This is a genomic window from Moraxella sp. CTOTU48717, assembly GCF_032057165.1.
In the GTDB taxonomy this organism is placed as follows: domain Bacteria; phylum Pseudomonadota; class Gammaproteobacteria; order Pseudomonadales; family Moraxellaceae; genus Faucicola; species Faucicola tetraodonis.
Genome location: NZ_DAMBBC010000012.1, coordinates 81,223 through 93,203, shown reverse-complemented (window position 1 = coordinate 93,203; position 11,981 = coordinate 81,223). Strand labels below are relative to the sequence as shown.

Sequence of the window (11,981 nt, the reverse complement as noted above, 5' to 3'; positions counted from 1 at the left end):
AAGTCGCTCACTGCTCGTCATTGGGCAGTGCTTTAATTATTGGGTTTGGTATTACTTACCGTGCCATCATATCGCCCTGTGGCTTTAATCGTTACCAAGTTTTAAGCTAGCTAGCTTACTTAGAAAAACTGCTTTTCCCGATGGATTAAATTTTATTATTTACACTATCAATAAATCTACACTACAAATAAATAGACGACTGGTCTATTTTTGTGTATAGTGACGGCATGATGACAGCACACTCCTAGTTTTGACTAGCGTTGACCAATATTTGCAGTATTGACCAATGTTTGCAGTATTGAGCAATTTTTTAAGTTTGTTGGACGGATAATGTTTGCCTAGTTATCAGTCGCGCAATCTTTTTCAATGCTATTAGTCAATGCTACCAATCAATACTATTAAATAACGGATTGATTTGCTCGGCATCTTGTACATTGCGCACACGACTTCTTGTTGTGCTCATGTAGCAATAACCCAAATTCTAAAAACTATCAGAGAAAATAACATGAAAATTTTACTTGTTCTGACCTCACATGACAAACTCGGCAATACTGGTAAGAAAACAGGTTTTTGGCTAGAAGAACTTGCAGCACCGTATTACACCTTTATTGATGCGGGTGTTGAAGTTACCCTAGCGTCACCTCAAGGTGGACAGCCACCGCTAGACCCAAAAAGTAACTTAGCCGATGCACAAACTGAAACCACGCATCGCTTTGAAGCAGATCCCGTGGCAATGCAAGCGTTGGCACAGACCCATAAACTTAGCGAAATTTCTATCGCTGATTATGATGCCGTGTTTTACCCAGGCGGGCATGGTCCATTATGGGACTTGGCAGAAGACCCGATTTCAATTGCTCTGATTGAACAAGCGATTGAGTCAGGAAAACCCGTTGCTACAGTTTGTCACGCCCCGGGTGTTCTTCGTCATGTAAAAACCAGTGATGGCAAGCCTTTGGTCAGCGGCAAATCTGTGACGGGTTTTACCAATACTGAAGAAGAAGCAGTAGGATTGACCGAAGTTGTACCGTTTTTGGTCGAAGATATGCTCAAAGAAAAAGGTGGTCATTATTCTAAAGCAGGTGACTGGCAAGTGTATGTCCAAGTAGATGGCTTACTAATTACCGGACAAAATCCTGCGTCTTCTGCTGCAACTGCCAGCGCACTGCTTGAATTGTTAAATAAGGAGTAGCCCATGTCTGCATATGTGGTATTTACCCGTGAGCAAACTACGGACGCTGAGGAACTGGCGCAATATGCACAAAAAGCGCCGCTTGCTCGTGAAGGTCGTGAGCTAACACCCTTGGCTTTTTATGGTCACTTAGAAGTGCTTGAAGGCAATGAGATTGAAGGCGCTGTTATTTTACGCTTTCCTGATATGGCAGCCGCGCGAGACTGGTATAACAGTCCCGTCTATCAAGAAGCATTACAACATCGTCTAAAAGGGGCAAATTATCGCGCCTTTATTATTGAAGGTGTTGAAGACGCTATTTAAAAAAAGCATTTTAAGAAAAAGCACTGCTATCAGATGTGCTAACCTACAAGTTAGTACATGAGCGATATGCATTATTATCAAATTAATGTAATAGCAGCCCAATCATACATAATGATTTGGGCTGCTATTATAATTTTTGCAGCTATTATTGTTGTGAAGCCAAGATAGTGAAGCTAAGTTAGAGAGGTTAAGTTACTAAGGTTAAGCTAGTGAGGTTAAGCCAGCGAAGCTAACTTTTAAGACTTTCCACTTTTTAATAAAAACGCCGTCGCTTTTAAGGCTTGATGTAATGGTGTTTTATCTTTTTGCAGCTTACTTAATAACGCCGCGCCCATCCACATTTGGTAAGTCACTTGGGCTACCGTCAAGGCATCAGTCTCTGCTTGGATAGACCCATCTTGCTTGCCCAAAACGATGACTTCAGCAATCCGCTTGATTACCTTATCGACGCCATCGGACATAATAGCGCGCATATCTTCAGATAGGTCAGCGACTTCTGCAGCAAGTTTTACAATTAAACAGCTATCTGCCCAACTACATGGCGCATCAGGATCTTCAATCCATAGGTTAAAATACCCAATTAGTTTTTGATAAGCCGATTGGTCGCTACGCCAGAGTTCATCTAAACGGCGTTGGTAATTATCTACATAATACTGTACCAATTCACAGCCGAAAGACTCTTTAGATTTGAAGTAATGATAAAATGAACCTTTAGGGATCTCGCAGCTTTGTAAAATTTCTTGTAATCCCACACCGCTAAAACCTTTACGCAAAATCAGGTCAGAACTGGTGTTAAGAATGTGTAAGCGTTTTGCTTCAGACTTCTTGATAGGGGCAGACTCCATAGTTATTGTGTACGCTATTATAAAAAATAGACCAGTCGTATAGTTTTTATTATAACTTATCTACAATGAATGTAAAGACGTTTTCATTGAATGTGTTAACTATTAACATCAATAATTCAATATAAAACAAGTATTTATATAAAATTAGATAGTGATTAGGTGATTGATTCAAACAGTCAAAACCCAATCACATGAGTATGGATTTAGAAGTATGGTTTTAAAATAGGGATTGACGCTAATTGCTATTTAATCATTGCAAGCTAAAAAATAAAAAACCACTGAGGTTTAATGTACCTAAGTGGTTGTTTTATATGGTGGGCCCACACAGACTTGAACTGTGGACCAAAGGATTATGAGTCCTCTGCTCTAACCAACTGAGCTATAGGCCCGAAAGGGTAGTGTCACAAATATTGCCAAGCAAATTTGTCAAAACTAGGCTGATTATAATACCTTAAAAAATTATTTTTGCAATGTGGAAATGGATAATTTTATGCAAAACGCTGATTAAATCAGCATAAAATTGTCTCACCGAATACGCATTATTTGTCTTGTGTCACCGCAATCATCACACCCATATATTTATTGTCATTGCGTGACAGCGTCTGACTATACAATGCCGAGGCACTACCGCCATCCAAAAACAACGCATTGTCACAGCCCAATTGCGATTTGAACAAATCGGCAAACTCATAAAAGCTGACAGGGGTATCGCTTATCACAAATTTGACGCGGCTAGGATTGCGACCACACACGCCAACACCATTGCGGTACTTTCTCGAGGTACTATTGGCATCAAATGCTGCATGGATGTTGCCATCGATGACTAGCATGGGTCCAGATTGGGTGGCGAAGGTCGGTTTTGCACCGCTTGCCAGTTTTTTTGCCATGCTTTGACTTTCAGTGATATAAAAACCTTGACTGTCTTGCCAAAATACCCCGTTGGGCATTAGGTGAAAGTTGCCGCCGCCCTGCTTGAGATTTAGGGCTCGGATTTGCTTGCCATTGATGACCGTGTACCCAATCGGCGCAAAGTTACCATCGTACATCCCTGCGTTCATCGCAAACAACAAGGTTTTGGCAGGTTGCTGGCTTGCCAGATAATCGTGCAGGGCAGTAAAGGTGAGTAATAATGGGTGGCTCGTGGACGAGGGATTTTGCCACTGCAGTGAAAAATTCGCCACGTTTTTAGCATCAAGCTCGCAGATACTATAGTCGAACGGCTGGTTTTTGCGCTGACAATCTGGCACGGCTTTGACAGTAAACTGACGTGCCAAACCGATACTTGCCACCAATAATAGCGCCAAGCATAGGCTGACAACAACCACTTGTGTTTTTGTGATATTTGAGAGCGTCATACCATTGAGAAAAAATTTAAGCTATTGGCTATTATACCATTTGCGTATCACAGAATATATCCGCCATTTATTACAAAAAACTTGTTCAACTTGATATTCTAGCAATTTCGACTTAACAGTGATGAATTAAACTAGTTTTTGCCCTCAATATCATTATAATAGGCAACTAAGAACAGCCCCCCGCGTTTATTCAAATCTTCAAATCGCGATTTGACAGAGCCATCGGGCAGGGTACGGGCTGTTTTTACATTTTCTCACACTTAAAATCATAATCCCCTTCAATTTTAAAGGAATTTAACATGGCCATTGAACGCACGTTATCAATTATCAAACCCGATGCAGTCGCAGGCAACCACATTGGCGAAATCTACAGCCGTTTTGAAAAAGCAGGCTTAAAAGTTGTGGCAGCAAAAATGTTGCATTTAGATAACGAAAAAGCAGGCGGTTTCTACGCTGAGCACAAAGAACGTCCATTTTACAACGATTTAGTATCTTTCATGACTTCAGGCCCAGTGGTGGTATCAGTACTTGAAGGGGAAAACGCAGTGGCTCACCACCGTGAAATCATGGGCGCTACCAACCCAAAAGACGCCGCTGAAGGCACGATTCGTCGTGACTTTGCTAACAGCATTGATGAAAACGCGGTTCACGGTTCAGACTCAACCACATCTGCAGCCCGTGAAATCAGCTACTTTTTCAATGACAATGAAGTTTGCCCACGTACGCGTTAATCTTAACATAACAAAAAACGGCTTAAATTTTAAGCCGTTTTTTTATTGCCTATCACTCAGATGATTTATCATTAAAAAGCAGCAATGCAAAAATAAGGATGCAAAATTAATATTAATAGTTTTATTAAGGAAACTAAAGAAACTTAATTTAACAATTCATAACAAAGAGCACATAGAGCACCGGGGCAAATACGCTAAAATAAATTCAGAAGGATATAAAAAACACAAATTTTTTTGATTAGGATAAAAAGAAAAAAAGCCATAATGTAGTATTATGGCTCACCTAAGCAGGACAAAGAAGAAGAAAGAAACAATAAAAATAAAAACAAGTAGTGCATTACCCACTCCCATCAAGTTCCCCACTTGATGGGTTTATTTTTATATTATATAACGTTATATAATAAAATACCATAGCAATTTACTAGGATTTATCAATTTTTTTAGACGTTATAGGGTAAATCTTGTTTGATAGCCAATTTTTAACTCAAGTAGCGATAGTAACTGGTCATGCCAAGTTTTTATTTAAAGTTGTTGTTAGAATGCTATGCAAAGTCGTTATCCAAAGTTTTTATTCTAAACTGTTATTCAAAGCTGTTATTTAAGGCAGCCTAACTACTTGTAAATCATGCTTTAACCGTTAAAATAGAGACCGATAAAATAGACACCATTAAACCAAACAGAATAGCCTACCAAAATTACGACAGCAAGATAAAACAATAGGATTAACCATGATAAGAATCGGTCAGGGTATTGATGTTCATGCCTTTGTCAACGACGGCACAGAAAACCAATTCATAACATTAGGCGGGGTACAAATTCCCCATACCCACAGTTTGCTTGCGCATTCTGATGGCGATGTGGTGCTACATGCGTTGTGTGATGCGTTGCTTGGTGCATTGGCACTTGGCGATATTGGGCAGTTTTTCCCAGATACCGATGAGCGTTTTCGCAATATAGATTCGACCATTTTGCTAAACCAAGTGTACCAGTTTATCCAATCAAAAGGCTTTGCGCTTATTAATGCCGACATCACTATCATGGCGGAGCGTCCAAAACTATTGCCTTATCGTACCGAGATTCAATCGCGTATTGCCGGTGTCATGGGCTGCGCGATTGACCAAATCAGCGTCAAAGCCACCACGACTGAAAAGCTTGGGTTTACCGGTCGTCAAGAAGGGATCATGGTAAGCTGCGTGGTGTTGCTTGAACAAGTGACTTCATCAAATTAATGGAATTTGCGGGCGGTTTTGCTGCTGACTTTTTTGGGGTGGGCATCTTGAATGTTTACTTTCGGCAGCCAAAATAGCGTATAATAGCAACCCTGCACTCATTATTAGTGAGTCAAATTCTAGCTGCGAAGATAGCGCTCTACTTTAAAGGGCTTGATAAAGGAATTTCATATGACTGATATGAACCAAACTGACATCGAACAAACCATCCGTGACCAAATCGCTCAACACAGCGTATTGCTTTATATGAAAGGCACGCCACAGTTCCCACAATGCGGTTTTTCTGCGCGTGCGGTGGATGTGCTAACCCAAATTGGTCGCCCATTTGCGTTTGTCAATATTCTTGAAAACCCAGAAATCCGTGCAACTTTGCCACAGATTGCTAACTGGCCAACTTTTCCACAATTATGGGTGGCAGGTGAGCTGATTGGCGGCAGTGATATTATCTATCAAATGTTCCAAGACGGTGAATTACAACCCCTAATTGAAGCCAATAGCCCAGCGGTTTAGTTTTAATACTAGTGGGTTAAGGTTATTTCTTTTTTAACGTTTTTGTTGTCATGTATCCATAACCATGTATCAAGTCCTAGCACGCAAATATCGTCCAAAAAACTTCCATGAGCTGCTGGGACAAGAACATGTGTCCAAAGCATTAATCAATGCCATCCATAACCAGCGCTTGCATCATGCGTATCTATTTACGGGTACGCGAGGGGTCGGCAAAACCACCATTGCGCGTATTTTGGCAAAATGCCTTAACTGTGAGACAGGGGTGACAAGCGAGCCTTGTGGCGTATGTGGTGTATGCCAATCCATCGATAGTGGTCGCTTTATTGATTTGATTGAGATTGATGCGGCATCACGTACCAAAGTTGAAGATACCCGTGAATTACTCGACAACGTACCGTATGCACCAACGCAAGGTCGCTACAAAGTCTATCTAATTGATGAAGTGCATATGCTATCGACGCATAGTTTTAATGCGCTACTCAAAACCCTCGAAGAGCCGCCAGCGCATGTGAAGTTTCTGCTTGCGACTACTGACCCACAAAAACTGCCTATTACCATCATCTCGCGTTGTCTACAATTTGTCCTTAGACCTTTGCCGCAAGTGGCGCTCGCTGAATATCTTGGCACGATTTTGAACAAAGAACAAATCAGCTACGAGCCTGATGCCTTATGGCAGCTATCGAGCAGTGCCAAAGGCTCCGTGCGTGATGCGTTGTCACTCACTGATCAAGCCATTGCGTTTGGCAATGGCAATGTCACAGATGAAGTGATTCGCCAGATGCTTGGCTTAATTGACCAAGCCGATGTCATCGCTATCCTTGCCAATATTTATGAGCAAAATACCCAGCAGCTGACGCAATCCATTCAGCTTCTGCGTGAGCAGGTGGTGGATGCCAAAGCCGTATTTGACAGGTTGGCTGAGACGCTACATCAATTGGCAATTTTGCAGGCCTTGCCAAATTTTGATTTGCAAATCAATCGCCAGCAAAGCGAGCAATTGCAACAACTGGCTCAGCAGTTACCCGCAGAGCTATTACAACTATATTATGATATTGTGGTAAAAAGCCGTGAAAACTTGGCATTAGCCAATACGCCGATGCAAGCGTTAGAGATGTGTTTACTCCGCTTGATGGCGTTCAAGCCACTGCATCGCAATCAAATCCTGCTTCGTCCGCCAATCGTTAGTAACCCTGACTCTCAAAGTCCTGATTCTCAACTTGTTGACACAACGCCTAGCGAAGCCATACAAAGTGCAAAGTCTTCAGTAATGGCTGAAGATAGCTTACAAGTAACCTCCGAGCAGAGTGATGACAACTTATCGAATGACAATCTGCTCAAATCTGCGCCAAACGTTGCGAGCGTTGATAGCATTGAACAAATCATTGAACAAGGCACTGAACAACAGGCATTTGATGATAGCCATTTCATATCTATCGATGAAGCCGCGGTCAATACTACCATACAGCAAACGCCACCCATAGAAGACGATGCCATTGCCAATCGCTCATCTGACTTGCAACCCAGTGTCAGTCATCATGAAACTAGCATGCCTGGCATTGTTACCGCACCTGCTATGGTTACGGAAGATAGCAACCCGATAAAAAAAAATGAGCCAGCACCAGTCGCCCTAGCTAGCAATGTTAATGCTGACAATCCCCAACACATGAGAGGGGAAGAGGGTAATGATATTGCTGATGTATCGCCACTGGCGTTGCTCAAACCCACTGATGTACCACTTGAGGGCGAATGGACGCCTGCCAAATGGGATTATTGGGTGTTTAATGCCCGTGAGCAAGGCTGGCTCGATGATGATGAATTAGTGCTTGCCAAACGCGGGGTTATGACGGGCGAGATTCATGGGGTTAGCCAATTTGTGACCGAACAAAGCTTTTTGACCCATACCGCAACTTTTGATAATTTTTGCCAAAAACTTCGACAGCTTTTTGAGGGTATTGATATTCGTTTGGCGGAGTCGGCAAGTAATTTTCAAGCGCTAGAGAAATTAAAACCAGAAGCGCTACAAGAAGCCCGCGAAAAACTAGCGTTACAACAAGCTACCCACCAGCTTGAACAACAAGCAGTTACGCAGGCACTGTTGCAGCAACACGCCTCGATTAGCTCTGTTAAGTTAATTCAATAAGTCAATTTAATTTATATAAATTCTAATTTTTACTTTTTTAACGGATGAATAATTGAGGGAAACCAATATTTGTTAAGAAAATCAATAGAATACAATATTAAATAATTGAAAAAAATATTAATAATTTTAGTTAATAAATCCCGATGTCGTTTAATTTATCTTGCTAATAACGTATAATACATCAGCTTTTAAAAGTGACTTTGATTAAGTGATAAAATTGGGTGAAATATGCTTGATAATTTAAGAGGCATGGCGGTTTTTGCAAGTGTTGTACGTCATGGTTCATTTAGTGGTGCTGCAAAAGAACTGGGCATAACAACAAGTGCGGTTAGTCAACAAATCCGCTCGTTAGAAAACGATATGGGTGTGGTGTTATTGCATCGCTCAACTCGTAAGTTAAGCTTAACGGAAGCAGGTACTAGTTTTTATGAGAGTGCCAAAGATGTGGTTGCGGCAGCCGAACAAGGTCGTATCCGTGTCAATCAATTACGCGATGAGTTAGCAGGGAACTTACGCATTGCGACCACGCCAGAATTGGGTGTGAATCATATTTTACCGGCGCTGTCGACTTGGATTTCGGCGCATGATGATTTAACCATCCATTTTGAAGCGGACAATCAGTATGTTGACTTAATTGAAGAGCGTATCGATATCGCCCTTCGGATGTCACCAAACCTTAATGACAGTAGTTTATCGGCGTTTCCTTTGACCGAGGTACGTCAGCTGCTGGTGGCTTCACCGCATTTTTTACGTCAAAATGAAAAATTGACCGAGCCAAAAGATTTGGCCAAACTCAATATGATTGGCATTAGTCTTATCAAAGATCCCAATCAAGTTGATATGATCAATGTGGAAACAGGTAAAAAATCACGCGTGCGTATGCCAACGCGTATTCAAACCAACAACATTATGCTTGCCACGACCCTTGCTAAAGAAGGGCATGGCGTTGCCCGTATCATGTCACTAGATATCCAAAAAGAATTGGCAAATGGCGATTTGGTGGAAGTATTGCCAGGTTACCAATTACCAAGTTATATGCTGTATGCGGTAACACCCAGACATGAACAACAACCTGCGAAGGTGACGCGCTGTCTTGAAGTGTTGACCAAGTATTTTGCTAAAGTTTAGCGGTTGGATTGTCAGTAGTAACAATAATTAGTAGCAAAAAACAATTTAATAAAAAAGCGAATAGTGAAGGCTATTCGCTTTTTTATTGATGCTGATAGTGGCTATCAAGGCTGTCTGTCAGGTGGCGCTTGGGTGACACCATAGCGAGTAAGTTGTTGATGTAGGATGCGACGTAACTCCAAAATCGCCTGCGGGCTGGTATGGACATTGTGACGACCGGTAAGCACTTTTTCAGATTCCACGCCTTCTAAATGCGAGCTGTTGTACGGCACAATACCATCGGAGACACGGTCGGTTGCCCCATATTTCACCGATTCTAAGAGTTGCTTTTTCTCATCCAGACTTTGTTTGGCTTGCGCCAGACTCGTGGTGTTATACAGATTGGTCTCTGTGGCGGGTTTCACGGTCGCGGTTGTATTGTCATTTTTCAAAGATGTTATGGATGCCGATACATCATCAGTAGTGCTATTGGCTGCCTTAGCGGTAAACTGATTGAGCGCATTGGACAAATCCTTATCATCAGTGGCGATGATGTTATTGACCGCAACATTGGGCGCGATTTTGACATCTGCCGTTAATTGGTTAAAGTAAGAGTGGCTGCTCAACTGGCTGGCGCCATTTTCCAAAAATAGCTGTGCCAGCGGATTGCTTGAAACCACCCCTTCAGTAAATAACGAATTTAAATTGCTATACACGGTGCGGATAAACCCTGCCGGTAGCGAGATGATACGGCGCAAACTGCGAGTAAACCAGCGATCGGCATAATCGGTACCGCGAAATGGTGAAGAGATAAAAATCGCGCGATCGACTTGCGGCAGCGCTTGAAGTTTAAAGCGGTCACTGAGCGTTTTGTTTTGTGCATGACGGACAAATGCGGCATAGCCTGCTGAAAAATTATTCAGCTGTGAGTAATTGGCAACCAGCGATTCGACTTTGGGCGTCAAGTCATCATTCGATACCAACAACCGCCCAATCACCCCACCCATACTATGACCAATCAGCACCGAATGTTGACTGGCAACGTCCTGCTGCTCAGGGTCGACGGTTTTAAAAGCGCGTTCAATCAAGTCATAAATTTGGTGGCGGTTTTCCAGAATCGGGATATTGGTTGGATAAAAAATCTGCCAAACTTGGAAATTTTCGCGAAGTTTTGGGTCATTAAAAATGTCATTCGTCAGTCCAATCCAAGTTTCAGGACTTGATGCCAACCCATGCATCATGATAATCACGCGCTTATTAGGATTGTAAGGCTCAAGCATAAATAAATGCGGCTGGGTCTGCTGATAGGGCGAGGCGAACAAACTTAGATAGCTGATATTGCCTAGGCGGTTGTCCTGTGACCATAAGCCATAGGCTGCCGAAAAATTCGCCGATAGTGCAAAATCTTTGTTGAGTATAGAGACACTTTTAAAGTGATAGGGATCATAAATATTGAGCGAAAAATCGGTGGTTTTTTGCAACTCATCAATGGTATTGCCTTTGGGCACCAACACCGCAGTCATAGGCAAATGCCCTGTTTGGTGGATACGTTCTTCTAGCGGTGTATCATTGGCATAGTGTTGCAACAAGTCAATAATCACCGCCGTATTGATGCGCCTATTGAGCAGTGCCACATAATTGATGCCAAAGCCATCGCGGCGACTGATGGTGTTAAATTTTGATAAATCAATCTGGTAGCTTGAGATCAACTTCATCGATGCCGATTTATCAGTAAACGGTTGTCCATTGATACTGACACGCAGTTTGTTGCGAGTGATTTGATAATTTTCTGCCATTTTTTGATGATACAGGCGATCACCTAACGCATCGATGGCAGCGTAATACAAATCCTGAATTTGGGTATCGCGTTCTTTTGGCAGATAATATAATTGTGACGGTTGTTGATTGACGACGGTTGGATTGAGGATATCGTACATCAAATAAATGTAAGAAAACCGAATCGATTGCAGCATATCGTCTTGAAAGGCAGTGGTACAAGAGATTTCATCGGGTTTGGGCGCTACAACGTCGGTCTTGCCAACCAAATCTTTGGCATAGTCTGTAGCCAAATCTTTTGGCGGATTGGTACAAGTTTTGGCTTGCTGGCGCTGCTGGGCAGAGGCGTAAAACAGCTCACTAATTGCGCCATAAATCCCTTTATCGGTATTAAGATCCGCTTGCTTGAGCATCACTACACAGGCAGGCATGTTTACCAAGCATTTTTCTTCATCTAAACCTGCCTGCACTAAACGGCTTTTGGTGTCAGAACTCAATCGGCTGCCCGATAACACGCTGACGCGCTGATCGATGATGGCTCTTGCAGTATCGCGGCTACCGATTTTGGTGGTGGCGCAGCCAGTAAGGGTGATGATAGTAACCAATGTCGTCGCTGTGATGAGAGACGTTTGACAAAATCTAGTAGATTGGTTTGTTAGCGGCATGGTGATTTACTCGGCTAAAATAGAGCAAAAAAGGATAGAGCAATAATAGATAGCACAAAAAAAATGCAGCGCAAAAAATGTACCTATCACTGAATGATAGGGTGAAAAAAATCACCATGCTAAAATTCAAC

The 11,981-nt window shown here is 42.2% G+C and carries 10 protein-coding genes and 1 tRNA gene; 7 read left to right on the top strand and 4 right to left on the bottom strand.

The window, feature by feature from the left end:
• Positions 1-505 precede the first annotated feature (505 nt).
• Positions 506-1,189 (top strand): type 1 glutamine amidotransferase domain-containing protein, encoded by a 684-nt coding sequence (locus tag RT084_RS08600; protein ID WP_050323949.1) that lies wholly within the window; start codon positions 506-508, stop codon positions 1,187-1,189.
• Positions 1,190-1,192: 3 nt separating this feature from the next.
• The gene (locus RT084_RS08595; protein WP_219330858.1) at positions 1,193-1,492 is read left to right on the top strand and encodes a DUF1330 domain-containing protein; all 300 of its coding nucleotides are present in this window, start codon (positions 1,193-1,195) and stop codon (positions 1,490-1,492) included.
• A 236-nt stretch (positions 1,493-1,728) separates the two neighbouring features.
• Here RT084_RS08595 and RT084_RS08590 read toward each other — a convergent pair whose 3' ends face one another.
• The 3 genes from RT084_RS08590 to RT084_RS08580 form a co-directional block, all read right to left on the bottom strand.
• Positions 1,729-2,337, bottom strand: coding sequence for a TetR/AcrR family transcriptional regulator (locus tag RT084_RS08590; protein WP_312386048.1), 609 nt, complete (start codon positions 2,335-2,337; stop codon positions 1,729-1,731).
• Between the two features lie 312 nt (positions 2,338-2,649).
• Positions 2,650-2,726, bottom strand: a tRNA-Ile gene (locus RT084_RS08585).
• 150 nt (positions 2,727-2,876) lie between these two features.
• Positions 2,877-3,692, bottom strand: a complete 816-nt coding sequence (locus RT084_RS08580) for a phosphodiester glycosidase family protein (RefSeq protein ID WP_284035234.1) — start codon at positions 3,690-3,692, stop codon at positions 2,877-2,879.
• Between the two features lie 299 nt (positions 3,693-3,991).
• Between RT084_RS08580 and ndk the strand changes: the two genes are divergently transcribed.
• The 5 genes from ndk to RT084_RS08555 all read left to right on the top strand — a co-directional run bounded on the left by ndk (position 3,992) and on the right by RT084_RS08555 (position 9,430).
• Entirely contained in the window at positions 3,992-4,423 is a 432-nt protein-coding gene (gene ndk, locus RT084_RS08575) for a nucleoside-diphosphate kinase (RefSeq protein ID WP_050323952.1), read from the top strand.
• A gap of 728 nt (positions 4,424-5,151) precedes the next feature.
• Positions 5,152-5,652, top strand: coding sequence for a 2-C-methyl-D-erythritol 2,4-cyclodiphosphate synthase (gene ispF, locus RT084_RS08570; protein WP_312114194.1), 501 nt, complete (start codon positions 5,152-5,154; stop codon positions 5,650-5,652).
• A gap of 171 nt (positions 5,653-5,823) precedes the next feature.
• Entirely contained in the window at positions 5,824-6,162 is a 339-nt protein-coding gene (gene grxD / locus RT084_RS08565) for a Grx4 family monothiol glutaredoxin (RefSeq protein ID WP_007116440.1), read from the top strand.
• Positions 6,163-6,226: 64 nt separating this feature from the next.
• Positions 6,227-8,302, top strand: a complete 2,076-nt coding sequence (gene dnaX, locus RT084_RS08560) for a DNA polymerase III subunit gamma/tau (protein ID WP_312386049.1) — start codon at positions 6,227-6,229, stop codon at positions 8,300-8,302.
• A gap of 228 nt (positions 8,303-8,530) precedes the next feature.
• Complete coding sequence (locus RT084_RS08555) at positions 8,531-9,430, top strand: LysR family transcriptional regulator (protein WP_096488551.1); 900 nt, start codon at positions 8,531-8,533, stop codon at positions 9,428-9,430.
• A 104-nt stretch (positions 9,431-9,534) separates the two neighbouring features.
• Here RT084_RS08555 and RT084_RS08550 read toward each other — a convergent pair whose 3' ends face one another.
• A complete protein-coding gene (locus RT084_RS08550; RefSeq protein WP_312385682.1) occupies positions 9,535-11,850 on the bottom strand; it encodes an esterase/lipase family protein in 2,316 nt (771 codons plus the stop codon).
• Between the last annotated feature and the right edge of the window lie 131 nt (positions 11,851-11,981).

Excerpts from the sequence above, each read along its gene's own strand:
- RT084_RS08600 (WP_050323949.1), top strand. The coding sequence starts at position 506 with ATGAAAATTTTACTTGTTCTGACCTCACATGACAAACTCGGCAATACT.
- RT084_RS08595 (WP_219330858.1), top strand. The coding sequence starts at position 1,193 with ATGTCTGCATATGTGGTATTTACCCGTGAGCAAACTACGGACGCTGAG.
- RT084_RS08590 (WP_312386048.1), bottom strand. The coding sequence starts at position 2,337 with ATGGAGTCTGCCCCTATCAAGAAGTCTGAAGCAAAACGCTTACACATT.
- RT084_RS08580 (WP_284035234.1), bottom strand. The coding sequence starts at position 3,692 with ATGACGCTCTCAAATATCACAAAAACACAAGTGGTTGTTGTCAGCCTA.
- ndk (WP_050323952.1), top strand. The coding sequence starts at position 3,992 with ATGGCCATTGAACGCACGTTATCAATTATCAAACCCGATGCAGTCGCA.
- ispF (WP_312114194.1), top strand. The coding sequence starts at position 5,152 with ATGATAAGAATCGGTCAGGGTATTGATGTTCATGCCTTTGTCAACGAC.
- grxD (WP_007116440.1), top strand. The coding sequence starts at position 5,824 with ATGACTGATATGAACCAAACTGACATCGAACAAACCATCCGTGACCAA.
- dnaX (WP_312386049.1), top strand. The coding sequence starts at position 6,227 with ATGTATCAAGTCCTAGCACGCAAATATCGTCCAAAAAACTTCCATGAG.
- RT084_RS08555 (WP_096488551.1), top strand. The coding sequence starts at position 8,531 with ATGCTTGATAATTTAAGAGGCATGGCGGTTTTTGCAAGTGTTGTACGT.
- RT084_RS08550 (WP_312385682.1), bottom strand. The coding sequence starts at position 11,850 with ATGCCGCTAACAAACCAATCTACTAGATTTTGTCAAACGTCTCTCATC.